This window comes from Bradyrhizobium sp. 44, assembly GCF_023073095.1.
In the GTDB taxonomy this organism is placed as follows: Bacteria; Pseudomonadota; Alphaproteobacteria; order Rhizobiales; family Xanthobacteraceae; genus Bradyrhizobium.
The window spans coordinates 204,888-227,282 of record NZ_JADPIY010000004.1 but is presented as its reverse complement, the minus strand read 5'-3'; the positions used below and the strand labels follow the sequence as shown (position 1 = coordinate 227,282).

The following is a 22,395-nucleotide window of genomic DNA, read 5'->3' as shown; positions in this document are numbered from 1 at the left end:
TGCACTGCAATGTTGACCATGGCGCGGCCGACCGCCTACTGATTTTATTCCCGTTCCTCTCCTGCGAGTAACTCCCATGGATCTGCATCTGCGTGGCAAGCGCGTCCTGATCACGGGCGCGTCCAAGGGCATCGGCGCAGCCGCCGCCGAGGCCTTTGCCGAGGAAGGCTGCCATCTCCTCCTCGCCGCCCGCAACGGCGATCAGCTCAAGGCTCTGGCCGAGCGCTTGCGCTCGGCGCACCAGATCGATGCCGCCACGAGCATCGTCGATTTGCGCAAGAGCGAGGATTTGACGCGGCTCGCCAAGGAAGCCGCCGACATCGACGTGCTCGTCAACAATGCCGGCGACATTCCCGGCGGCTCCATCGACAAGATCGACGAGACGACCTGGCGCCACGCCTGGGAATTGAAAGTATTCGGCTACATCAACCTCACGCGCATGATCTATGGGCAGATGAAGGCGAAGGGCGGCGGCGTCATCGTCAACGACATCGGTGCCGCCGGCGAAAAATTCGACGCCAACTACATTTGCGGCAGCGCCGGCAATGCCGCGCTGATGGCCTTCACCCGCGCGCTCGGGGGCAAGAGCCTCGCCGACAACATTCGCGTGGTCGGAATCAATCCCGGTCCTGTGGGCACCGACCGTCACGTCACCTTGCTGAAGACCCGGGCAAAGCACCAGTTCGGCGACGAAAGCCGCTACAAGGAATTCCAGAAGAGCCTGCCGCTCGGCCGGCCTGCGCATGCGCGCGAGATCGGAGATCTCATGGCGTTCCTGGCGTCGGATCGCGCGGGCTACACGTCAGGCGTGATCTACACGGTGGACGGCGGCATCAGCGCGGGATGGGGTTAAGTCTGTCCACGTCATTGCGAGTGAAGCGATGCAATCGAGAAATGTATCTGCGGCAAAAGTCTGGATTGCCTCGTCGCTTCGTTCCTCGCAACGACGGAGCCTAGAACAAGCACAGGAGTAAAATAGTTGTCTCAGGACCTGATCCGCGAAACCGCGTGCACCGTCGTCGACAAGCTGCGGTCCGGCGACGTGTCGCCGCTGGAGCTCCTGGATGTGCTGGAGAAGCGCATCGGTGAAGTCGATGGCAAGGTCAACGCGCTGCCGACGCTGTGCTTCGATCGCGCGCGGGATAGCGCAAAGGCGCTGATGCGGAAGCCGGCCGGCGCGCGCGGGCTGCTCGCAGCCCTGCCGGTGCCGATCAAGGACCTGACCGATGTTGCAGGCGTGTTGAACACCCAGGGCTCGCCGATCTTCAAGGACAACATCCCGGCGACGTCCGACATCCTGGTCGAAAATCTAGAGGCCAACGGCGCCGTCATCTATGCCAAGTCGAACACGCCGGAATTCGGCGCGGGCGCCAACACCTTCAACGAGGTGTTCGGCGCAACTCTCAATCCGTGGGATACGTCCAAGTCGGCAGCCGGCTCGTCAGGCGGCGCGGCCGTTGCGCTCGCCACCGGCATGGCCTGGGTCGCGCAAGGCTCCGACATGGGCGGCAGTCTGCGCAGCCCGGCAGCTTTCTGCGGCGTCGTGGGCATGCGGCCGAGCATCGGCCGGGTCGCACATACTCCAAAATCAGCCATCGATCGTAACCTCGGCGTCGTCGGTCCGATGGCACGCAACGTCGAGGATCTCGCGCTGCTGCTCGATGCCATGAGTGGCGACTATGCAGCCGATCCATTGTCGCTTCCCGCGCCTGCGACCTCATTCCTGTCAGCGGCACAATCAGGCAAGAAACCGAAGCGCATCGCCTACTCGCCCGATCTCGGCATTACGCCGGTCGATCCCGAAGTCAAAGCGATCACACGCAAGGCGGCTGAACGCTTTGCCGAAGCCGGCGCCATCGTCGAGGAGGCGCACCCGGACTGGCGCGAGGCGCACGAGTGCTTCCACACGTTGCGCGCCTTCGATTTTGCGATCAGCAAGGCCAATCTGTTGCGCACCAAGCGCGACCTGCTCAAGCCCGAAGTGATCTGGAACATCGAGGAAGGCCTCAAGCTCACGATCGAGCAGCTCGAACGCGCCGAGGCGCAGCGCGTCGGCATGACCGCGCGTGCGGTCGAGTTCTTCAAGAGCTACGATCTGCTGCTGGTACCGACCACGATCGTGCCGCCCTTCCCGATCGAGCATCGCTATGTCGCCGAATGCGCCGGCAAGAAGTTCGACAATTACGTCGAGTGGCTCGGCATCGTCTATGCGATCACGCTCGCCTGCTGTCCCGCGCTGTCGCTGCCGTGCGGCTTCACCGCATCGGGACTTCCGGTCGGCCTGCAGGTCGTCGGGGCTCCGCGCGCGGATGCGCATGTGATCGCCGGCGCCAAGGTGCTGGAGGATATTTTGGGCGTGCGCGGCACGACACCGATTGATCCGCGCGTGAAGAACTAGCCTCTCGTGTCCCGGACGCGGCGCAGCGCTTCTTCAGCGGTGTGCTGCAGAGCCGGGACAAGAGAGATAGTCACCTTCCGCTCGTCGCCTCCAGGCTGCGGCTATACCGCGACATCGCGAAGCAGAAGACAAAATAGATCCCGGCGACGAAGATGTAGACCTCGACGGAGAATTGCTGCCACGCCGGATCGATGATCGCGGTCTTGGCCGTTGTCAGCAAGTCGAAGATACCGATGATCAGGACGAGGCTGGTGTCCTTGAAGAAGGCGATGAAGGTGTTGACCAGCGGCGGGATGACGTGGCGGATCGCCTGCGGCAGGACGATCAGCCGGTTCTTGCGCCAGTAGGACAGGCCGAGCGCGTCGGCGGCCTCGTATTGCCCGCGCGGCACGGCCTGGAGGCCACCGCGAATGACTTCGGCAAGATAGGCACCCGCGAACAGGATGATCGCGACCTGCGCGCGCAGGAGCTTGTCGATGTTGAATCCGTTCGGCATGAACAGCGGAAACATCACGCTGGCCATAAACAGCAGACTGACCAGCGGCACGCCGCGGATCAGTTCGACATAGAGCACGCTGAGCGAGCGGATCGCCGGCAGCTTTGAGCGCCGGCCGAGTGCGACCAGGATGCCGAGCGGGAAGCCAAAAACCAGACCAAAGGTCGCCAGGATCAGCGTCACGGGCAAACCGCCCCAGCGGTCCTGCGAGACGAACGACAGGCTGAGTATGCCGCCCCACATCAACATGCTGATCAGCGCGAGAGCGGCGATCCAGAGATAGGCCAGCTCGCGCCGCCATAGGGCGCGGCGGGTGGAGAGATAGAACAGGGCGATGAACAGCAATACTGCCAGCGCCGGCCGCCACTGCTCGTCGAACGGATAGGTGCCGAACAGGATGAAGCGGTATTTTTCGGGGATGATCGCCCAGCATGCACCGACGCCGCGTACCGCGCGGCAGGCGCTGGAATCGTTCGCCGGGGTGAGCCAGACCGCATTGGCGATGCCCCATTGCACGAAGCTGAAAAGGCCCTTTGCGAGCACTGCCAGCAACGCGACCGAGAGGATGCCGTTCGGGATCGACGAGAACAAATTGGCGCGCAGCCAGCGCAGCACCGGGTTGCCAATTTGCGGGCGGCGGGCGGCGCGCGGTGCTTCCGGAATGTCGGCGATCGCCGTCATGGTCAGCGCTCCACCAGCGCGATGCTCGAATTGTACCAGTTCATGAAAAAGCTGATGCCGAGGCTGATCGTGAGAAACACCGCCATGATCAAGGCAATAGCCTCGATCGCCTGCCCGGTCTGGTTCAGCGTCGTGTTGGCGACCGAGACGACGTCCTGGTAGCCGATCGCGACCGCGAGCGAGGAGTTCTTGGTGAGGTTGAGGTACTGGCTCGTCATCGGCGGCACGATGACGCGCAGCGCCTGCGGCAGGATGATCTGCCGCAGCATGGAGCTGCGGCGCAGGCCGAGCGCATTGGCGGCGTCCCACTGGCCGCGCGGCACCGACTGGATGCCGCTGCGCACGATCTCGGCGATGAAGGCCGAGGTGTAGGTGACGAGCGCGATCAGCAGCGCGAAATATTCCGGCGCGAGCGTCAGCCCGCCGACGAAGTTGAAGCCGCGCAACCCAGGCCATTCGATCGTCCAGGGCACGCCGAGCAGCACGGACACCGCCGCAGGCAGCCCAACGAGCAACCCGAGTCCAAACGGCCAGGCCGGCCGCGGCTTGCCGTCGCGCATTTGCTGCGCGATGAGCCGCCGCTGGATGACATAGAACACCACAAGCCCGAGCACTGCCGTGCCGAGCACCCAAAGCTGCGGCGTCCCGATCGGAATCGCCGGCAGGATCAGCCCGCGATTAGACAGGAACACGCCCTCGATCGGCCGCCATGCCGCGCGCGCCGCCGGCAGCGCTTGCATCAGCACGTACCAGAACAGGAGCTGGAGCAGCAGCGGGATGTCGCGGAGCGTTTCGACATACACCGCGGCGAGCCGCGACAGCAGCCAGTTGGCCGACAGCCGCGAGATGCCGATCACCGTGCCCAGGATGGTTGCAAGCACGATTCCGATCACGGCGACGCGCAGGGTGTTGGCGATGCCGACAACGAAGGCCCAGACATATGAGTCTCTCGGATTATAGGCGAGCAGGCTGTCGGCGATGGGCATGCCGGCCTCTCGGCCCAGGAAGGCAAAACCGGTCGTGATGCGGCGCGCGGAGAGATTGGTGACCGTGTTGGACCAGAGGAAGGCGATGACCGCGACTGCGATCCCCACCACCAGGGCCTGCCAGAACAGGCCTTTCAGCTCGCGTTGTCCGAAAGCGCCGAAGAAGCGACGGCGCGGCGGCGGTCTCGGAGCGTCTGACGTCACAGCACAAAAATCCTTCTCGAGACGGCGATTTCCGGCAGCGTACGTCAACTGTTGCACCAAACTCTACTTCATGCAACAAATGTTTCATGGCCGAGCCCGCCAAATCCTCGCCGCTGAGCGAACTGCGCATTGCATTGCCATCGCTTCCGATGCGGTTGCAGGAGGTCGGGCGTTTCGTCGCGGCCAACGATTACGACGCCACCACGCGTTCGATGCGCGATCTCGCAGCGGTTGCCGGCGCCGATCCCGCCGCCTTCACGCGGCTTGCCAAGGCGATCGGCTATTCGGGCTGGGACGAATTGCGCGCGGCACTGACGGAGGCGCGACGGCCCTCGCAGACAGCGCCCTTCTCCGGCCGCGCCAGGAGCCGCCGCCACGGCCCGAATGCCGATGTCGCGCTCGTCACCGACAAGCTGGAAGCCGAGGCCGCCGGCCTTCCGCGCATCCCGGCCCAGCCGATTGCGGAGGCGGCACGCGCGCTCCACGATGCCAAGCGGGTCTGGATCACCGGCTACCGAAGCTGCCGCAGCGTCGCGGAACTGCTCAACTACGAGCTCCGGCTGTTTCGCCCCGAACAGGTGCAACTCGTCGGCACGTCCGGCCCCGACGATCTCGACCTCGGCGCGTTCCGGCCCGGCGAAGCCGTCATCGTCATCGGCTTCATGCCCTACACCCATGCGAGCGTCCGGATCGCGCAGGCCGCCTATCGCGCCGGCGCGGCCCTGATCGCGATCGCCGATAGCCCTTCGGCGCCGATGGCTGAAGGCGCCGACCACGTGCTGCTGTTCGAGGCGGCCTCCTCTCCCGGCTTTTTCCCGAGCCTCACCGGCGCCATTGCGATCGCGCAATCGCTCGCCGCCGTGACGTTTTCGCTCGGCGGCACGGCCGCGAAGAAGCGCCTGGAGAATACGGAGGCGCGGCTGGCCGCGGCCTCAACTTACGTTTCAGAGAAAGGTTGACCCATGGTCGCTCGCACCAGCCGCGTGCTGCATCGCTCGCTGCGCGAAACGCCGCCCAAGGCGATCGGCGGCGAAGGCGTCTACCTCTTCGCCGAGGACGGGCGGCGCATTATCGACGCCTCCGGCGGAGCTGCTGTCTCCTGTCTCGGCCACCAGCATCCGCGCGTGATCGCAGCGATCACGAAGCAGGCTTCGACCCTCGCTTATGCCCATACCGCGTTCTTCTCGTCCGAGCCGGCGGAGGCGCTGGCCGAGAGGCTGGTCGGCCATGAGCCCGGCGGCCTCGCCTACGCCTATTTCGTCAGCGGCGGATCGGAAGCGGTTGAAGCCAGCATCAAGCTCGCGCGGCAATTTTTCATCGAGCGCGGCGAGCCGGAGCGGCAACACTTCATCGCGCGGCGGCAGAGCTATCACGGCAATACGCTCGGCGCGCTCGCGGCGGGCGGCAATGCCTGGCGCCGCGCGCCCTACGCGCCGCTGCTCTCAGACGCCTTCAGCCATGTGACCCCGGCCTTCGCCTATCACGAGAAGCACGAGAGCGAATCCGACGCGCAATTCGTCGCCCGGCTCGCGGCCGAACTCGAAGCCGAGTTTCAGCGCCTCGGTCCCAATACGGTCGCGGCGTTCCTCGCAGAGCCCGTCGTCGGCGCCACCGCAGGTGCCGTGACGGCGCCGGACGGCTACTTCAAGGCGGTGCGCGAGATCTGCGACCGCCACGGCGCGCTGCTCATTCTCGACGAGGTCATGAGCGGCATGGGCCGCACCGGCACCACGCACGCCTGGGAGCAGGAAGGCGTGGCGCCCGACATCCAGGCGATCGCCAAGGGTCTCGGCGGCGGCTACCAGCCGATCGGCGCGATGCTGGCCAGTGGCAGGATCATCGACACAGTCCGCTCAGGTTCGGGCGCCTTCCTGCACGGCCACACTTATCTCGCGCATCCCCTCGCTTGCGCTGCTGCGCTCGCGGTGCAGGACGTGATCCGCGAGGACGGCCTGCTCGACCGGGTCAAGGAGCGCGGCAAGCAGCTCGAGCAGCGGCTCATCGAGCGATTCGGCAATCACCGTCATGTCGGCGATATCAGGGGCCGCGGCCTGTTCTGGGCGATCGAACTCGTCGCCGATCGCGCCAGCCGGACCTCGTTCGATCCCGCGCTGAAGCTGAACCAGAAGATCAAGGCGGAGGCCTTCGCCAACGGTCTCGGCTGCTATCCCGGCGGCGGCACCGTGGACGGCGTCCGTGGCGACCACGTACTGCTGGCGCCGCCCTATATCGCTTCGCCGGAGGAGATCGACCTGATCGTCGACAAGCTCGGCACCGCCGTCGACAACGTATTGCGTCGTGTCAATCACTGAGGAGAGAATAGCATGATGAGGAAAGTGGTTATCGTAGCCGGCGTGCTCGCGGCATCGACGGTGGTCGCGTCGGCGGCAACGCTCGACACGGTGAAGAGCCGCGGCACGCTGATATGCGGCGTTAGCGCCGGTTTTGCCGGCTTCTCCGCGCCGGATTCGCAAGGCAACTACAAGGGTCTCGACGTCGATTATTGCCGCGCGCTCGCCGCCGGCGTGCTCGGCGATGCCAGCAAGGTGCGTTACGTCTCGCTGACCGCGCAGAACCGCTTCACCGCGCTCCAGTCCGGCGAAATCGACGTGCTCTACCGCAACTCGACGCAGACCTATCTGCGCGGTGTCACGCTGGGCCTGCGGCAGGGACCGGTCAACTTCTACGACGGTCAGGGCTTTGTCGTGAAGAAGGACCTCGGAGTGAAGGAGATTAAGGATCTCAAGGGCGCCACCGTCTGCGTCGCGCAGGGCACCACGCATGAGGTCACGCTCGGCGATTACGGCCGCGCCAACGGCATCGACTGGAAGCCGCTGGTGTTCGACCGCGTCGACACCATGTACCAGACCTTCTTCGGCGGCCGTTGCGACGCCATGACCCAGGACGCTTCCGCGCTCGCAGGCGCCGTGACGACCGCGGCGCCGAACGCGGCCGACTACGTCGTGCTGCCGCAGACCATCAGCAAGGAGCCGCTCGGCCCCTTCACCCGCAATGGCGACGAGGTCTGGAGCGACATCATCACCTGGCTGCATTACGGCTTGATCGAGGCCGAAGAGCTCGGCGTCACACAAGGCAATGTCGACGAGATGGCGAAGTCGCAGACGCCCGCGATCCAGCGCCTGCTCGGTGCCTCCGGCGATCTCGGCTCGCGGCTCGGGCTCGACAACAAATGGCTGGTCACAGCCATCAAGGCTACCGGCAATTACGGCGAGATCTACGAGCGCAATGTCGGCAAGGCGAGCCCGCTCAAGCTCGAGCGCGGCCTCAACGGCCTCTGGAGCAAGGGCGGCTTGATGTACGCGGTGCCATTCAAGTAACGCCTCTCGTGTCCCGGACGCGCTGCGTCCGGGGCACGCGACCTTGCATCAGGTAACGTTCAATGACGTCTCCTCGCATCGCGCTGATCCACGCCCTCAAGCATTCCATCGGCCCGATCGAAGCTGCGTTCGCGAAGGCGTGGCCGGAAGCGCGGCTGATGAACCTGCTCGATGACAGCCTGTCGTCGGATCTGGCGCGTGACGGCAAGCTCAATGATGCCATGACCGAACGCTTCCTTGCGCTCGGCCACTACGCCGCGGCGACAGGCGCGGATGCGATCCTGTTCACCTGCTCGGCCTTCGGTCCCTGCATCGAGGCGGTCGCGCGCGCGCAAGCGCCGATGCCGGTGCTCAAGCCGAACGAAGCCATGATCGAACGGGCGGTGACGATGGGCCAGCGCATCGGCCTGCTCTCGACTTTCGCGCCGACGCTGGCCTCGATGCCGCCGGAGTTTCCTCCCGCTGTCCAGGTCGTGCCGAAACTTGCCGAAGGCGCGTTGGCGGCACTCGACCGCGGCGACCGCGCTACGCATGACCGGCTGATCGTGGAAGCCTCACATGATTTGCGCGATTGCGACGTCATCGCGCTCGCGCAGTTCAGCATCGCGGCAACGGCGCCCCTCGTGGCAGAAGCCACCGGCCGCCCTGTAGTCACCACGCCCGACAGCGCCGTCGAGAAGCTGATGAAGCTGTTGGCGGCGAAGGCTTAAGCGCCGGCCTTTTTCCGGCGCCGTGCGCCCTTGATCGCCACCGCAAGCGCTGCCTTGGTTTCGCTGACAAAATCCTCGACCAGGTCTTCGCGCGTGGCATGAGCCGCCTCGCCGGTGAACAGTCCCTGCTCAGCCAGCATCACCACGCCGTGCACCGCCGCCCAGATCTTGAGCGCCTGCCGCTCGCGCAAGTAATCAACAGCCGGAGCTTCCAGTGCCTCGATCACGAGCGCAAACGTTTCGCGCGTCGCTTCGTGCAACTCGCTACCTTTCGCCGCACACGACACCGTGCGAGAGGCGAACATCAAGCGGTAGATGCCATTGCGGCGTAAGCCGAAATCCAGCGTCGCCTGCGCCAACAGCGACAGCTTCGACCGCTTCGACGGCTTTGCCATCGCCGCCCGCAAGATCCCGTTGAGCTGCCGGAACGCCTCCGCCGTCACCGCCGCAAGCAGCGCCTCGCGATCGGCGAAATGCCGGTAGGGCGCCGGCTGCGAGACACCCAGCTGCTTTGCCAGCGCCTTGATGCTGATCGCCTCCGTCCCGCCCTGCTCGGCTTCGCGCAGCGCGGCCTTGATCAAGGCGTCGCGAAGATCGCCATGGTGGTAGGTATTCTCGGGCTTGCGCGAAAGTTGTGAACGCATGTTGCGCAGAGCCTATAAGTTTGCGCTTGACAGGGGAAGCCCGCCGCGAATGTAATATCCTATAACTTGAATAAGAACTCAGATGGGAGCGCGCGCCGCCTTCAGGCCGGAGCGCATACGACCAAGGAAGCCGCCATGACAGAGCGACTGAGGGTTCGCGTCGATCCGGACAAATGCCAGGGGCACGCGCGCTGCAAGGCGCTGGCGCCGGAGCTGTTCGAGCTGGACGAATACGGCAACGCCCACGAAGCCGGCGACGGCACCGTCCCATCCGGCCTCGAAGACAAGGCCTGGCTCGCCAAATCCAATTGTCCGGAAATCGCGATCGACGTGATCGAGGAGTAGCGCAGCCGCTGCCCCGCGAGCCTTCCGTGCACACGAGCCCCAAGGGATTTCGAGATGTCCGACGTCAGCCAGCCCGCCGCCCATCCGCCCGTGACCGACTGGGTCCATGATTTCGACCACACCGATCCGCAATGGACGGAAGATCCTTTCCCGATCTGGGACGAGCTGCGCGCCGCAAGCCCGGTCGTGCATACCGACCGCTTCCTCGGCTGCTACCTGCCGACGACCTATGAAGCGGTGCGCCAGATCGCCAACGACAGCGAGCATTTCTCCTCGCGCCGCATCATCGTCCGTGACGTTCGGCCGGAGATCACCAGCAGAAACTCCGCCCCGCCGATCACGTCCGATCCGCCGGTGCACAAGCCAGCCAAGCAATTGCTGCTGCCGCCGTTCACGCCGGACGCGATGAAGAAGCTGGAACCGCGGGTGCGCGCGATCTGCAACGAGTTGATCGACGGTTTCATCACTGAAGGCGGACTGGACGCGGCAGAGCGCTACACCAAGCACATTCCGGTTCGCGCGATCGCCCACATGCTCGGCATCCCCGAGACAGACAGCGATCTCTTCATCCGCTGGATCCACATGATCCTGGAACTTGGCATCAAGGACGAAAACACGCTGCTCCAGGCGGTGCAAGAGATGACCGTCTATTTCAGCGCCCATATCGAAGCGCGCAAGAACAAGCCGACCGACGACCTCATTTCCTACCTGATGAATGCCAGGGACAAGGAGGGCAATCCGCTCGAGGATTCGCACGTGCTGGGCTCGCTGCGACTGCTCCTGATTGCCGGCATCGACACCACATGGAGCGCGATCGGCTCCTCGCTCTGGCACCTCGCCCGGACGCCGGCCGACCGCCAGCGCCTGGTCGCCGAGCCCGGACTGATCCCGACCGCGGTGGAGGAGCTGCTGCGCGCCTATTCGCCGGTGACGATGGCGCGCGAAGTGGTCAAGGAGACCACGATTTCCGGCTGCCCGGTCAAGGCAGGCAACATGGTGCTGCTGTCCTTCCCGGCCGCCAACCGTGACCCGAAAATGTTTCCGGATGCTGACAAGGTCGTGATTGACCGCCGTGAGAACCGCCACGCCGCCTTCGGCCTCGGTATCCACCGCTGCGTCGGCTCGAACCTTGCGCGCATGGAGATGCAGGTTGCGCTGGAGGAATGGCTGAAGCGAATTCCGGACTTCGCCCTCGATCCGGCGGGCACGGTGACCTGGTCACAGGGAACCGTCAGAGGTCCCCGCCAGTTGCCATTTTTGCTTGGAAAGGCGATGTAGACCTCTCCAAACAGCGATGCGGAGAGGCCGGACGTGACTGAGACAAGCAATCAAACCGGCCTCTGAGTATTTTGATATCTCCAGCGCCCAGCGCGGATCAACGCGACCTTCATCGGCTCGATCGGCAACCTCGGCGTAGGCCTGCCCTATGCGATCACCGTCTCGGTGTTCGGAGGCACGGCGCCGGCAATCGCGCTCTATTTCAAGAGCATCGGGCATGAGGAGTGGTTCTACTACTATCTCGCTGGTATCATCTGCCTGTCGCTGATCATCTATTCCACCATGCGCGACACCATGCATGCCTCCGCGATGCACCGGCACGAGTAGCTCATGACCGACGAGACGCCATCCGACAGCAAGCTGACGCGCACCAAGGAAAAATGGGCGCGCGAAGGCCACTTTTTGACCGGCAAGATCACGCGCCCGGAAGATCAGCGCCTGCCGCCCGGCCAGCATCTGACAAAAGACTGGCCGGTGCTCGATCTCGGCGTCGTGCCGCCGGTTTCGCGCGAGCGCTGGCGGCTCGACGTCTACGGCGCAATCGAGACCCCCGTGTTCTGGACTTTTGCCGAGTTCGCCGCCCAGAAGCAGGCGCGGTTCACCTCCGACATCCACTGCGTCACGACCTGGTCGCGCTACGACAATGAGTGGGAGGGGCTCGCTACGCGCGAGCTGCTCGCGGCCTGCCAGCCGCGCCAGGATGCGCGCTTCGTCGTGCTGCATTCCCATGACGGCTACACCACCAACCTCGCGCTGGACGACTTTGCAGCCGAGGATGCATTGCTCGCCCATAGCTGGTCCGGTGAGCCATTGTCGGCCGAACATGGCGGCCCGGTGCGGCTGGTGGTGCCGCATCTGTATTTCTGGAAGAGCGCCAAATGGGTTCAGTCGATCGAATTCCTGACCGAGGACGCGCCGGGCTTCTGGGAAGTCCGCGGCTATCATAATCGCGGCGATCCCTGGGCAGAGCAGCGCTATTCGGGCGATTAGGTTCAAGCAAGGACGGGGGAAGCCCATGCCGACAGAGCGCTTTCAATTCACCGGCGAAGGCGGCCATCAACTCTCGGCCGCGCTGGAGCTACCCGACGGCGAGCCCACGGCCTTCGCGCTGTTCGCGCATTGCTTCACTTGCGGCAAGGACACGCTGGCCGCCAAGCGCATCTCAGTCGCGCTCGCCGCCAAGGGCATCGCGGTGCTGCGCTTCGACTTTACCGGGCTCGGCTCCAGTGAAGGGGATTTCGCCAATTCGACGTTTTCCTCCAACGTCGCCGATCTCGTGCGCGCTGCCGATCATCTGCGTAGCGTCCGCAAGGCGCCGTCGATTCTGATCGGTCACAGCCTCGGCGGCGCCGCGATCCTCGCCGCAGTCGGACACATCCCGGAGGCCAAGGCGGTTGTGACCATTGCGGCACCATCCGATCCCGCCCACGTCACCGGCCTGTTCAAAGAGCATCTCGACGACATTCGCACCCAAGGTGAGGTCGAAGTCTCGCTTGCGGGACGCCCGTTCCGGATCAAGCGCGAATTCCTCGACGACATCGCCGAGCACGAGCTGATGAAGGACGTCACCGGCCTGCACAAGGCGCTGTTAGTCATGCATTCTCCAGTCGACGATACCGTCGGCATCGACAATGCGACGAAGCTCTTCGTCTCCGCCCGGCATCCCAAGAGCTTCGTCTCGCTCGATCATGCGGATCATCTGCTGACCAAGCCGGCCGATGCGCTCTACGCGGCCGACATGATCGCGGCCTGGGCAAGCCGGTACATCGACACAGCCAAACCGGCGAAGGCAATGGATCTCCCGGAGGCGCCGCGCCGGGTCGTGGTGCAGGAGACCCGCAAGAGCAAGTTCAACCAGGTCATCTCTGTCGGTCCGCATCGCCTGATCGCGGATGAACCGGTCGCCGCCGGCGGCGAGGATGCCGGCCCTGGTCCTTATGATCTTCTGCTCGCTGGCCTCGGGGCCTGCACCTCCATGACCATGCGCCTCTATGCCGACCGCAAGTCGCTGCCGCTCGATCGTGTCACCGTCTCACTGAAGCATTCTAAGATCTATGCGAAAGACTGCGCGGAATGCGAGACGCGCGACGGCATGCTCGACCAGATCGAGCGCGACATCGCGATGGACGGCGCGCTCGATCCCGAGCAGCGCAAGAAGTTGATGGAGATCGCCGACAAGTGCCCGGTGCACCGGACGCTGACCTCGGAAATCCGCATCGTCACAAAGGCGGTGGACTAGCGCGATTGCGCTAGAAGCACGACGCCATCGTCCGCAATGCCGCGGTGATCTCGCTTTCGCGCCAGGCCGCGAAGCCGAGCAATAGACCGTGATCGCGCGGCCTGCCCAGTGCCAAGCCGGACAGGGCACGCGTTTCAACGCCCGCTTCGACCAGCCGCTTTACCGCCTTCTGATCCGCGCGACCGCGCTTGAGGCGCGCGACGAGCTGAATGCCACCGGGGGGCACTTCGGCAGAGAGCACGTCGCCCAAATGGCGCTCTAGTCCCTCCACGAGGTGATCGCGGCGGGCATGATAGATCCGGCGCACCCGGCGCAGATGCGCCAGGAAATGTCCGTCGGCAATGAACTCGGCCAGCGCTTCCTGGACGTGGCTCGGGGCGATCAGCCCGATGTGCCGCTGTGCGATCTCCAAGGTGTTGACCAGGGCCGGCGGAACGACGAGATAGCCGAGGCGGATGTCCGAGGTCATGGCCTTGGAGAACGTACCGACATAGAACACGCGGCCATGGGCATCGAGTCCCTGCAAGGCCGGCACCGGCCGGCTGTCATAGTGGAATTCACCGTCGTAATCGTCCTCTACGATCCAGGTCTTGCCGGGCCTGCTCAGGCCAAGAAACTCCGTGCGGCGCGAGAGCGACATCAGGCGGCCGGTCGGGTGCTGGTGCGACGGCGTCATGAAGATCAATGTCGGGGTCGCTATCCCCGGAATCCGCTGCATGCCCTGCTCGTCCAACCTCATCCCGATCACGCGCGCACCGGACGCACGGAACGCGGCCGCGGCGCCGGGATAGCCGGGATCCTCGACCCAGACGTCGTCGCCGGGCGTGATGACGGCGGCCGCAATCAAGGTCAGCGCGGCCTGCGCGCTCGGCAGAATCAGGATCTGGTCCGCCGTCGCGCGCACACCCCTGCTGGTCGCGAGATAATGCGCCAGCGCCTCGCGCAGGCGCGCCCGGTTGACCGGTCCGAGCTCGCGCTTGGCCGCGCGCACGGCGCTGCGGCGCAGGCAGCGCGCCCAGACCTCGTTGGGAAACTCCCGGAAATCGCCGTGCCCGGGACGCAAGGGTCTCAGTCGCGCCTGATAAGACATCGGCCAGTCGGTCTGCGTGAGGCTTGAAGCCCAAGGCGAAAGCCGCGGCCTGGCAAGGCGCATGCGAGATGCGATGGCGCCCGCCTCTGCAATGCGCTCGCCGCCCTCGAGCGTAATCATCGGACGGCGTCCGTGCGAGGCCTCGAGATATCCCTCGGCGGCGAGCTGCTCGAACGCATAGCTGACGGTGTTGCGCGAGACGCCGAGATCGCTCGCAAGCCGGCGGCTCGATGGCAGCGTGCGGCCTTTGACGAGACGGCCGGTCGCGATCAAGCTTCGAAGCTGGCTCGTCAGCTGAGCCACCAGTCCCTCGTCGTCGGCCCGGTTCAGCTCGATCAGGGCGGAGATCATGCTTTCCGGAACTGGCACCTTGATCCTTTCTGATCTGGCACTTTTTTCGGTGCCAGGCGGAATGCTATCCGCCGGATAGAACTGCTTCAAGGATTTTCCGATGAACTCCCTCTCGCCCCGCGCGGCCGTCGGCCTATTCCTCATCGTCGTGCTGGCCTGGGGCGTAAACTGGTCGGTGACGAAGCAGCTCGTGCAATTCCTTCCGCCGCTCTGGACCTCGGCGATCCGCAGCTGGATCGCTTTGGCAGCATTGTTCGTGATCCTGGGGCTCAGCAACAATCTGGTGATCCCAAAGCGGCGCGACATTCCGGTGGTCCTGAGTGTCGCGCTGCTGCACATGACGATATTCTCTGTCCTGGTGGCGGCCGGTGTGCGCTTCCTGCCCGCGAGCAAGGCCATTGTGCTCGGCTACACCACGCCGCTCTGGGTCGCGATCGCAGCGCCCCTGCTGGGGAAGGATACGCTGACTGTGCCAAAACTGGCCGGCGCCCTGCTCGGGCTGATTGGTCTTGCCGTGATCCTGAATCCCACCTCGATCGACTGGGCGAATGCCAACGTCGTGCTTGGCGCTGGCATGGTGATCCTGGCCGCGATCTCATGGGCTGCGAACATCATCTATATTCGGGCCCATCGCTGGATCGCATCCCCACTTCAGCTCCTAATCTGGCAGGTGCTCGTTGCCACGATCGTGCTGTCAGCGGCTGCGATGATCGTGGAGGGGCTGCCGCACGCGGAATGGTCATGGAAACTCGTCCTGCTGTTCCTGTACTCCGGTCTGATCGGGACGGCGCTGGCTTATTGGGCCATGTCGATGGTCAACAAGAGCATCTCGGCTCTGACGACGGCGCTCGGGACCACCGGCACGCCGCTCGTCGGGATCGCCTGCGCTGCGATCCTGCTGGGCGAGCCTATTGATATTAGTCTTGCCGTTGCGGCCGGACTGATCATCGGTGGCATTGGCTTTGCCACGCTCGGCGATCGCATGCTGCGCCGTCAGGCTACCGCGAACGGCTGAACGCGCAGCATCCCGCGCAAGCCCGCCGTCGTGCCGAGCAGGATGCCGGCGATGGCGACGAAGGAGCCCAGCGCGAGCGTCGACACCCCGGTGAGCCCTTGCCCGATCGAGCAGCCGAACGCCATCACGCCGCCGATACCCATCAGCGCAGCGCCGCTGGCCGAACGCAGCATATGGCGTGGCGAGGAATAGCCTTCGAGATGGAAACGGCCCGTAGCTAGCGCGGTGGCCAGACTGCCAGCGAAGACGCCGGCAACTGTCGCAATGCCGAAATTCGGCGTCAGACCAGTCGAGAGCATGGCATATTGCAGACTGTCCGCAATCGGCGCGACGAAGGTGAGCGAGGTCACCGGCACCGGGTTGAAGTCATCCGCGCCGAGATAGCCAGTGACGAACCAGCCGCCGGCGACGAGGAGACCGACGATGACACCGGCTGCAATCTGGCCGGCGGAACGCCGGAACGCCGGGTGCGCGAAAGCAAACAGGATCAGCACGACGACGATGACAGCAGCAGCCATGGCGCGCGAAACCGCTTCAGCCGGACCGAACATGGCCAACAGCGACGGCAACGAATTTATGTTGACCGTGGTTTGCGAGGCCTGGACCAGCGCGATGCGCGCCGGCGCGATCAGGCCCTTGAGCGTCATCTGCGCGGCGATGGCGAGCACGACCACCACGACGAAGGAGCGGAGATTGCCGCGACCGAGCAGCACCAGCGCGCGCGAGCCGCAGCCGTTCGACAGCACCATGCCGTATCCGAACAGAAGCCCGCCGAGAAACAGCACTGGCACCGAAAAGGACTGTTGCAGGTAGATCGACTTGCCGAGATCGACCATGCCGTTGCCGGCGAGGAATTGGCTCGCGGCGGTCGCAACCGCGATCGCCAACGCGTAGGTGCGTACCAGCCGCCCATCCCCCTTCGCCAGCCAGCCGCGCATGCTGCTCATCAGGCAGAAGCCGCTGAGCAGGCCGACGGCGCCGTAAACCAGGCCGATGCCGAGGCCGGCGAGGATGACGAGCTGGGTGGACGACTCCATGATCAAGGCTTCAGGATCACGCGGTCCCGCGACGAGCCGGCAACGGCGACATAGGCCTCCTTCGCGCGCTCGAGCGAATAGACGGCGTTCGCCTTGATCGGGAACGGTTTCAGGTGCCCGCTCGCAAAGCCGGAGCCGAGTTCGCGCAGCACCGCGCCTGTTGCCGCCGACGACAGGCCGAGCGTGTCGATGCCGACATAGGTGTGTTGCCCGCGGTAGAATTCGAGGATGTTGAACTGCACGATGCGGTCGATCGCGGCGATCAGGATCTGGCGGCCGCGAAGCGCGAGCGACTTGTGCGCCGCCTGGAAATAGGGATCGCCGACCGTGTTGAAGACGATGTCGGCACCTTTACTCCCGGTCAACTCGCGCACGCGTGTGGCGACGTCGGTCGCGGAAGCGTCGATCACCTCGATGGCCGCGTTGGTATGGCCCTCATAAGCTTCCGCCTTGCGCACCACGCCGATGACACGCGCACCCTGCCAGGTCGCGATCTGCACCGCCGCTTGACCGACCTTGCCGTTGACGCCGAATACCAGCACTGCTTCCCCGGGCTTTGGAATGCCGGCGCGGCGAAAGCCCTCCATGGCGGTGACGAAGGGCACGCCGATGCCGGCAGCCTCCTCCCAGGAGACGGTTTTCGGCTTGTCGACAACCGCGTCAGATTCAACGACGAGATGGCTGGCGTGGGTGCCGTCGCGACGGATGCCGAGATCGCCGGAGGAGCCGAACACCTCGCGGCCGATCATACCGGCCGGCCCGTCGATCACCACGCCGGCGTAATCGCGACCCGGCGTGCGCGGGAAGATGGCATAGGGCATCAGCCCGGTCGCGGCCTTGACGTCGGACGGATTGACGGCGGCGGCCCTCACCTCGATCAGGAGATCGCTAGGGCCGCGAGCGAACGTCCGACGCTCAACCACCGGCGCAACCGCAGCCGCGTTCTCGGCCTTCGCGTTGAGGCGCACACAGCGCGCGTCGACGGCTTTGGGATCGGCTGTTGACATGGAAAGACCCGCGATTTCTCGCGGGCCTTGTCGCCCTTGGGGACGGTCGAGTCAATCCGTCAAGTCAATCCTTGGGCCGCTTGTCATAGAGGCGCTTGGCCTTGCCGAGCGAGCGTTCCAGCGTGGCCGGCGCAACCACGCTCACCCTGGAGCTGATGCCGATGGTGTTCTTGATGTGCGTCGAGATCCGGCTCGCATGGTCGAGGAGGCCCCGGCCGTCCCAGCTCTCCGGCCGCGCCTCGGCAATGATGGTCAACTCGTCCATGCGGCCTTCGCGGGTCAGTTCCAGAATGAAATGCCCTCCGCACCAGTCGGTGGCGAGCAGAACCTCCTCGATCTGGGTCGGGAACAGATTGACGCCGCGCAGAATGATCATGTCGTCAGAACGGCCCGTGACCTTCTCCATCCGCCGCATGCCCGGCCGCGCCGTCCCCGGCAACAGCCGCGTCAGGTCACGGGTGCGATAGCGGACCACCGGAAACGCTTCCTTGGTGAGCGAGGTAAAGACAAGTTCGCCCTTCTCACCGTCGGGCAGCACTGCACCGGTGTCGGGGTCGATGACTTCGGGATAGAAATGATCCTCCCAGATGTGCAGACCGTCCTTGGTCTCGATACATTCCTGCGCAACGCCGGGCCCGATCACCTCGGAAAGACCGTAGATGTCGGTCGCGTCCATGTCGAAGGCGTCTTCGATCTCGCCGCGCATGGCATTGGTCCAGGGCTCGGCACCGAAGATGCCGACCTTGAGCGAGCACTGGCGTGGATCGAGCTTCTGGCGCTTGAACTCGTCGAGGATCGCCAGCATGTAGCTCGGCGTCACCGTGATGATGTCGGGCCGGAAGTCGTTGATGAGCTGCACCTGCCGCTCGGTCATGCCCCCGGAGATCGGCACCACGGTGCAGCCGAGTTTTTCGGCGCCATAGTGCACCCCTAACCCGCCGGTGAAGAGACCGTAGCCATAGGCATTGTGGATGATCATGCCAGTGCGGCCGCCGGCGGCGCGGATCGAGCGCGCCATCACGTCCGACCATGTGTCGATGTCGCGTTGCGTATAGCCGACCACGATCGGCTTGCCCGTCGTGCCGGAGGACGCATGCACGCGCACCAGCTTTTCACGGGGCACGGCAAACATGTTGAAGGGATAATTGTCGCGCAGGTCCGTCTTCACCGTGAACGGAAATTTCGCAAGATCCGAGAGCTCTCGAAAGTCGGACGGATGCACGCCGGCCGCGTCGAAGGCCTTGCGATAATGCGGGACGTTGTCGTAGGCGTGCTTCAGCGACCAGGCCAGTCGCTCCGTCTGGAGTGCCATGATCTCGTCGCGCGATGCGCGCTCATGCGCATCCATTTCGGCGCGATAGGTGTTACCACCTTCCTTGAGCCTCGTCAGAGCCATCCTCGTTTCCCCGCATCATTGCTTTTCTTTATTGATCCTGCGCCGGCAGCCAATTGCCGGGAATGACCCGCGAATGCCCGCGAAATTCGGCGATGACTGTATCGCCGGCGGTGACGCGCACGTCATAGATGCCGGAGCGGCCGCCGCGCGTGACCTCGCGCGCTTTTGCGACGAGGCGATCGCCGAGCCTGCCCGGCTTGATGAAGGTGATCTGGCCCTGCGCCGCCACGACGCGATCGTTGTGCGAGTTGCACGCGAAAGCGAAGGCGGAATCGGCGAGCGTGAAGATGAAGCCGCCATGGGCGATGCGCTGGCCGTTGACCATGTCCGGCCGCACAGTCATCGCCAGCGTCGCATAGCCCGGCCCGATCTCGACGATCTCCATGCCGAGTCCTTTGGAGGCATCGTCCTGCGCCCACATCGCATCGGCGCAGGCGCGGGCAACATCCTCGGGCGACAAGGCGGCCTTGACGTTCACGCGCTTCTCCCCTCCGAGTGTTTGGACACGATGTTCTGCTGCCTGGCTAAAACTGTCAAACGTGGTCGTAATCGACCACGACCCGCTCCGACGATGGCTTGGCCTGACAGGTCAGGACAAAGCCGGCTTTCAGCTCCCAGGGTTCCAGCGAGTAGTTGATATCCATCGGCGCCTCACCCTCCACCAGTTTTGCACGGCAGGTCGAGCACATGCCGCCCTTGCAGGCGAAGGGCAGATCGACACCGGCGCGTAGTGCGGCATCGAGGATCGCCTCGTCCTCGGCGACCGGCACGTCGCGGCGCTTGCCGTCGATGATCAGCGACGCGATCGCTTTCGGGGGCGCGTCGGGCGCAACGATCTTCTTCGGCCGCGGCTTGCCACCGAACTCGGAGACGAAGCGCTCGACATGGATACGCTCTTCCGCGATGCCGAGCCCTCGGCAGGTCGCCTCGATGTCCTCGCTCATGCCGGACGGACCGCAGATGAAGACGTGATCGACGCTTTCCGCCGGCACCAGCGAACGCAGCAGCACTCGCACCTTGTCGCCGTCGAGCCGGCCATGCAGGATCGGGATGTCCTGCTCCTCGCCGGAGATGACGTGGAAGATCGAGAGCCGGTCGATGAAGCGATCCTTGAGCTCTTCGAGCGCCTCGAGGAACATGATGTTGTCGGTCGTGCGATTGCCGTAGAACAGGAAGAACTGGCTGTCCGGCTCGCGCGCAAGCGTGCCCTTGACGATCGACAGGATCGGCGTGATGCCGGAGCCGGCGGCAAAGCCGACATGGATGCGGCCGGTGCCGGCCAGCGGGATCACGCCGAAACGTCCCGTGGGCGTCATCACATCCAGCGCGTCGCCACACTTCAAATCGTCCGCTGCCCAGCTCGAAAACGCGCCACCATCGATCTTCTTTACGGCGATGCGTATCTCGCCGTCGTCGGGCCCGGAGCAGATCGAATAGGAGCGGCGCACTTCCTCGCCATCCAGCGTGGTGCGGAGTGTGAGGTATTGGCCGGGCGTGAAGGCGTAGTCGGTCGCAAGCTCCGCCGGGATGGCGAATGTCAGCGATACGGCGTCCGACGCCTCGCGGCGGAGGTCGTTGACGGCCAGGCGATGAAAGCGTGGTGCGGCTGCTGACATGGTCAATGACACTTGAAATAATCAAAGGGTTCGCGGCAGGCCTTGCAGCGCCAGAGCGCCTTGCAGGAGGTGGAGCCGAATTCGGATAGCAGCTCGGTATTCGCCGAGCCGCATTGCGGGCACGTAACAGCTTGCTCGCCGAACAGCGAGCGGCGGGAATTCGAATCCTGCGGCGGCGCGATGCCGTAGGCGTGAAGCTTCCGGCGGCCCTCTTCGCTCATCCAGTCGGTGGTCCAGGCCGGCGAGAGCACAGTGCGGACTTTTGGACTGCAAAAACCGGCGCGCTCCAGCGCGACTTCGATTTCCAGCGCGATCATGTTCATGGCTGGGCAGCCCGAATAGGTCGGGGTGATCGCGACCTCGACGTGATCGCCGTCGAGGACGACATCACGGAGCACGCCAAGATCGGCGATGGTCAAGACCGGAATTTCGGGATCGACCACGCTCGCCGCGGCATCCCAGGCCCGTTGGCGCAGTTCGCTATCGGGCTCCAGCACCGTCACCATGTCTGCCCCGGGAAAGTGCGCTGCATCGACTGCAGCTCGGACAGAAGATGGCCAAGATGCTCGCTGTGCCGCCCGGAACGACCGCCTTGCTGCATCCAGTCGGTCTGCGGCAGCTCTAGCGTGGTTTCACTAACGACACCCGAGAGTGTCGTCATCCAGCGACCCCGCAAGCTTCCGGGATCGACGGCGATATCGGCATGGATCAGGGCGCGCTCGCCTTCATCGACGGCAAACATCTCACCGGTGAAAGCCCAGAGATGATTGATCGCGGCCTGCGCGCGGGCATGGCTTTCAGCCGTGCCGTCACCGAGCCGGATGATCCACTCCGAGGCATGGCGAAGGTGATAGGCGCTCTCCTTCTCCGACTTGGCGGCAATGGCCGCTAGCGCCGCATCGCGCGAAGTCATCATCGCACGCCAGTAGAGATCAGCGAAGGCGGAATAGAAGAACTGCCGTACCAGCGTCTGGGCAAAATCGCCATTGGGCTGCTCGACCAGCAGCAGATTGCGATACTGCCTGACGTCGCGCAGGTACGCGAAGCTGTCCTCGTCGTTGTCCTTGCCTTCGGCCTTGGCGGCGTAAGAGTAGAGTTCGCGGGCCTGGCCAAGGAGGTCGAGCGCGATGTTGGAGAGCGCCATGTCCTCTTCCAGCATCGGCGCATGTCCGCACCATTCCGACAGCCTGTGCCCAAGGATCAGCGCGTCGTCGGCCCGGCGCAGCGCGTAGAGCACCAGTGGTGTTTCTGAGACCTCGATGTTCGCGACGGGCATCACATGTGTCCCACTTCCTCGGGCACTTCGTAAAACGTCGGGTGCCGGTAGATCTTCGACTCCGCCGGCTCGAACATCATGCCCTTGTCGGCGGGATCGCTTGCGGTGATCGCCGTCGACGGCACGACCCAGATCGAAAGACCTTCGCCGCGACGGGTGTAGATATCGCGGGCGGCCTGCAAGGCCATCGTGGCGTCGCTCGCATGCAGCGAGCCGACATGCTTGTGCGCGAGCCCGTTGCGGCTGCGAATGAAGACTTCCCACAGCGGCGTGTTTGGCGTGGCCATT

The 22,395-nt window shown here is 64.6% G+C and carries 23 protein-coding genes and 1 pseudogene; 12 read left to right on the top strand and 12 right to left on the bottom strand.

Annotated elements, in window-relative coordinates; genetic code table 11:
• Nucleotides 1–76 precede the first annotated feature (76 nt).
• Together IVB41_RS01070 and IVB41_RS01065 are read left to right on the top strand one after the other, a co-directional pair.
• Nucleotides 77–853 (top strand): SDR family oxidoreductase, encoded by a 777-nt coding sequence (locus IVB41_RS01070; protein ID WP_247425939.1) that lies wholly within the window; start codon nt 77–79, stop codon nt 851–853.
• A gap of 126 nt (nt 854–979) precedes the next feature.
• Complete coding sequence (locus tag IVB41_RS01065; RefSeq protein WP_247425937.1) at nt 980–2,398, top strand: amidase; 1,419 nt, start codon at nt 980–982, stop codon at nt 2,396–2,398.
• A 70-nt stretch (nt 2,399–2,468) separates the two neighbouring features.
• On the opposite strand, the gene IVB41_RS01060 is transcribed toward IVB41_RS01065, so the two are convergent.
• A complete protein-coding gene (locus IVB41_RS01060; protein WP_247425935.1) occupies nt 2,469–3,575 on the bottom strand; it encodes an amino acid ABC transporter permease in 1,107 nt (368 codons plus the stop codon).
• A gap of 2 nt (nt 3,576–3,577) precedes the next feature.
• Entirely contained in the window at nt 3,578–4,765 is a 1,188-nt protein-coding gene (locus IVB41_RS01055; protein WP_247425932.1) for an ABC transporter permease subunit, read from the bottom strand.
• A gap of 86 nt (nt 4,766–4,851) precedes the next feature.
• On the opposite strand from IVB41_RS01055, the gene IVB41_RS01050 reads away from it, so the two are divergent.
• The 4 genes from IVB41_RS01050 to IVB41_RS01035 all read left to right on the top strand — a co-directional run bounded on the left by IVB41_RS01050 (nt 4,852) and on the right by IVB41_RS01035 (nt 8,813).
• Complete coding sequence (locus IVB41_RS01050) at nt 4,852–5,724, top strand: MurR/RpiR family transcriptional regulator (RefSeq protein ID WP_247425930.1); 873 nt, start codon at nt 4,852–4,854, stop codon at nt 5,722–5,724.
• Between the two features lie 3 nt (nt 5,725–5,727).
• The gene (locus tag IVB41_RS01045; protein ID WP_247359979.1) at nt 5,728–7,077 is read left to right on the top strand and encodes an aspartate aminotransferase family protein; all 1,350 of its coding nucleotides are present in this window, start codon (nt 5,728–5,730) and stop codon (nt 7,075–7,077) included.
• Nucleotides 7,078–7,089: 12 nt separating this feature from the next.
• A complete protein-coding gene (locus tag IVB41_RS01040) occupies nt 7,090–8,103 on the top strand; it encodes an amino acid ABC transporter substrate-binding protein (RefSeq protein WP_027568927.1) in 1,014 nt (337 codons plus the stop codon).
• 62 nt (nt 8,104–8,165) lie between these two features.
• Complete coding sequence (locus tag IVB41_RS01035) at nt 8,166–8,813, top strand: aspartate/glutamate racemase family protein (protein ID WP_247425928.1); 648 nt, start codon at nt 8,166–8,168, stop codon at nt 8,811–8,813.
• Here IVB41_RS01035 and IVB41_RS01030 read toward each other — a convergent pair.
• The gene (locus IVB41_RS01030; RefSeq protein ID WP_247359981.1) at nt 8,810–9,457 is read right to left on the bottom strand and encodes a TetR/AcrR family transcriptional regulator; all 648 of its coding nucleotides are present in this window, start codon (nt 9,455–9,457) and stop codon (nt 8,810–8,812) included. The genes IVB41_RS01035 and IVB41_RS01030 overlap by 4 nt on opposite strands.
• A 135-nt stretch (nt 9,458–9,592) precedes the next feature.
• Here IVB41_RS01030 and IVB41_RS01025 point away from each other — a divergent pair, with 135 nt between their 5' ends.
• The 5 genes and pseudogenes from IVB41_RS01025 to IVB41_RS01005 all read left to right on the top strand — a co-directional run bounded on the left by IVB41_RS01025 (nt 9,593) and on the right by IVB41_RS01005 (nt 13,319).
• Nucleotides 9,593–9,802, top strand: coding sequence for a ferredoxin (locus IVB41_RS01025; protein ID WP_027516766.1), 210 nt, complete (start codon nt 9,593–9,595; stop codon nt 9,800–9,802).
• 54 nt (nt 9,803–9,856) lie between these two features.
• On the top strand, nt 9,857–11,080 hold the full coding sequence (locus IVB41_RS01020) for a cytochrome P450 (protein WP_027568924.1): 1,224 nt from the start codon (nt 9,857–9,859) through the stop codon (nt 11,078–11,080).
• A 126-nt stretch (nt 11,081–11,206) separates the two neighbouring features.
• Nucleotides 11,207–11,407: pseudogene (locus IVB41_RS01015) on the top strand (alpha-ketoglutarate permease); the annotation flags it as partial.
• A gap of 3 nt (nt 11,408–11,410) precedes the next feature.
• Complete coding sequence (locus IVB41_RS01010; RefSeq protein ID WP_247425926.1) at nt 11,411–12,070, top strand: sulfite oxidase-like oxidoreductase; 660 nt, start codon at nt 11,411–11,413, stop codon at nt 12,068–12,070.
• A 25-nt stretch (nt 12,071–12,095) separates the two neighbouring features.
• The gene (locus IVB41_RS01005; RefSeq protein ID WP_247425924.1) at nt 12,096–13,319 is read left to right on the top strand and encodes a bifunctional alpha/beta hydrolase/OsmC family protein; all 1,224 of its coding nucleotides are present in this window, start codon (nt 12,096–12,098) and stop codon (nt 13,317–13,319) included.
• Nucleotides 13,320–13,329: 10 nt separating this feature from the next.
• On the opposite strand, the gene IVB41_RS01000 is transcribed toward IVB41_RS01005, so the two are convergent.
• Nucleotides 13,330–14,760, bottom strand: coding sequence for a PLP-dependent aminotransferase family protein (locus tag IVB41_RS01000; RefSeq protein ID WP_247426181.1), 1,431 nt, complete (start codon nt 14,758–14,760; stop codon nt 13,330–13,332).
• A gap of 100 nt (nt 14,761–14,860) precedes the next feature.
• Between IVB41_RS01000 and IVB41_RS00995 the strand changes: the two genes are divergently transcribed.
• Nucleotides 14,861–15,775, top strand: a complete 915-nt coding sequence (locus tag IVB41_RS00995; protein WP_247425923.1) for a DMT family transporter — start codon at nt 14,861–14,863, stop codon at nt 15,773–15,775.
• Here IVB41_RS00995 and IVB41_RS00990 read toward each other — a convergent pair.
• The 8 genes from IVB41_RS00990 to paaB form a co-directional block, all read right to left on the bottom strand.
• A complete protein-coding gene (locus IVB41_RS00990) occupies nt 15,754–16,812 on the bottom strand; it encodes a YeeE/YedE family protein (protein ID WP_247425921.1) in 1,059 nt (352 codons plus the stop codon). The two genes, IVB41_RS00995 and IVB41_RS00990, sit on opposite strands and share 22 nt — an antisense overlap.
• Nucleotides 16,813–16,814: 2 nt before the next feature.
• On the bottom strand, nt 16,815–17,819 hold the full coding sequence (locus IVB41_RS00985) for a zinc-binding alcohol dehydrogenase family protein (protein WP_247425919.1): 1,005 nt from the start codon (nt 17,817–17,819) through the stop codon (nt 16,815–16,817).
• A gap of 64 nt (nt 17,820–17,883) precedes the next feature.
• Nucleotides 17,884–19,215, bottom strand: coding sequence for a phenylacetate--CoA ligase PaaK (paaK, locus tag IVB41_RS00980; protein ID WP_247288579.1), 1,332 nt, complete (start codon nt 19,213–19,215; stop codon nt 17,884–17,886).
• A gap of 28 nt (nt 19,216–19,243) precedes the next feature.
• Nucleotides 19,244–19,693, bottom strand: a complete 450-nt coding sequence (paaI, locus tag IVB41_RS00975; RefSeq protein ID WP_247425917.1) for a hydroxyphenylacetyl-CoA thioesterase PaaI — start codon at nt 19,691–19,693, stop codon at nt 19,244–19,246.
• A gap of 55 nt (nt 19,694–19,748) precedes the next feature.
• Nucleotides 19,749–20,831, bottom strand: coding sequence for a 1,2-phenylacetyl-CoA epoxidase subunit PaaE (paaE, locus tag IVB41_RS00970; protein ID WP_247425915.1), 1,083 nt, complete (start codon nt 20,829–20,831; stop codon nt 19,749–19,751).
• 2 nt (nt 20,832–20,833) lie between these two features.
• A complete protein-coding gene (gene paaD / locus IVB41_RS00965; protein WP_247425913.1) occupies nt 20,834–21,337 on the bottom strand; it encodes a 1,2-phenylacetyl-CoA epoxidase subunit PaaD in 504 nt (167 codons plus the stop codon).
• Nucleotides 21,331–22,107 carry a 1,2-phenylacetyl-CoA epoxidase subunit PaaC gene (paaC, locus tag IVB41_RS00960; protein ID WP_247425911.1) on the bottom strand — a complete coding sequence of 259 codons (777 nt, stop codon included), beginning with the start codon at nt 22,105–22,107 and terminating at the stop codon, nt 21,331–21,333. Before paaC ends, paaD begins: the two co-directional genes overlap by 7 nt.
• Nucleotides 22,107–22,394 (bottom strand): 1,2-phenylacetyl-CoA epoxidase subunit PaaB, encoded by a 288-nt coding sequence (paaB, locus tag IVB41_RS00955; RefSeq protein ID WP_106942621.1) that lies wholly within the window; start codon nt 22,392–22,394, stop codon nt 22,107–22,109. Before paaB ends, paaC begins: the two co-directional genes overlap by 1 nt.
• Nucleotide 22,395: the final 1 nt, after the last annotated feature.

Bases quoted from the DNA above. Each gene is read 5' to 3' on its own strand.
- IVB41_RS01005 (WP_247425924.1), top strand. From the start codon at position 12,096: ATGCCGACAGAGCGCTTTCAATTCACCGGCGAAGGCGGCCATCAACTC.
- IVB41_RS01040 (WP_027568927.1), top strand. From the start codon at position 7,090: ATGATGAGGAAAGTGGTTATCGTAGCCGGCGTGCTCGCGGCATCGACG.
- IVB41_RS01010 (WP_247425926.1), top strand. From the start codon at position 11,411: ATGACCGACGAGACGCCATCCGACAGCAAGCTGACGCGCACCAAGGAA.
- IVB41_RS01025 (WP_027516766.1), top strand. From the start codon at position 9,593: ATGACAGAGCGACTGAGGGTTCGCGTCGATCCGGACAAATGCCAGGGG.
- IVB41_RS00990 (WP_247425921.1), bottom strand. From the start codon at position 16,812: ATGGAGTCGTCCACCCAGCTCGTCATCCTCGCCGGCCTCGGCATCGGC.
- paaK (WP_247288579.1), bottom strand. From the start codon at position 19,215: ATGGCTCTGACGAGGCTCAAGGAAGGTGGTAACACCTATCGCGCCGAA.
- IVB41_RS01035 (WP_247425928.1), top strand. From the start codon at position 8,166: ATGACGTCTCCTCGCATCGCGCTGATCCACGCCCTCAAGCATTCCATC.
- IVB41_RS00995 (WP_247425923.1), top strand. From the start codon at position 14,861: ATGAACTCCCTCTCGCCCCGCGCGGCCGTCGGCCTATTCCTCATCGTC.
- IVB41_RS01020 (WP_027568924.1), top strand. From the start codon at position 9,857: ATGTCCGACGTCAGCCAGCCCGCCGCCCATCCGCCCGTGACCGACTGG.
- IVB41_RS01060 (WP_247425935.1), bottom strand. From the start codon at position 3,575: ATGACGGCGATCGCCGACATTCCGGAAGCACCGCGCGCCGCCCGCCGC.
- paaC (WP_247425911.1), bottom strand. From the start codon at position 22,107: ATGCCCGTCGCGAACATCGAGGTCTCAGAAACACCACTGGTGCTCTAC.
- paaD (WP_247425913.1), bottom strand. From the start codon at position 21,337: ATGGTGACGGTGCTGGAGCCCGATAGCGAACTGCGCCAACGGGCCTGG.
- IVB41_RS01070 (WP_247425939.1), top strand. From the start codon at position 77: ATGGATCTGCATCTGCGTGGCAAGCGCGTCCTGATCACGGGCGCGTCC.
- paaB (WP_106942621.1), bottom strand. From the start codon at position 22,394: ATGGCCACGCCAAACACGCCGCTGTGGGAAGTCTTCATTCGCAGCCGC.
- IVB41_RS01045 (WP_247359979.1), top strand. From the start codon at position 5,728: ATGGTCGCTCGCACCAGCCGCGTGCTGCATCGCTCGCTGCGCGAAACG.
- IVB41_RS01030 (WP_247359981.1), bottom strand. From the start codon at position 9,457: ATGCGTTCACAACTTTCGCGCAAGCCCGAGAATACCTACCACCATGGC.
- paaE (WP_247425915.1), bottom strand. From the start codon at position 20,831: ATGTCAGCAGCCGCACCACGCTTTCATCGCCTGGCCGTCAACGACCTC.
- IVB41_RS00985 (WP_247425919.1), bottom strand. From the start codon at position 17,819: ATGTCAACAGCCGATCCCAAAGCCGTCGACGCGCGCTGTGTGCGCCTC.
- IVB41_RS01050 (WP_247425930.1), top strand. From the start codon at position 4,852: ATGGCCGAGCCCGCCAAATCCTCGCCGCTGAGCGAACTGCGCATTGCA.
- IVB41_RS01000 (WP_247426181.1), bottom strand. From the start codon at position 14,760: ATGATCTCCGCCCTGATCGAGCTGAACCGGGCCGACGACGAGGGACTG.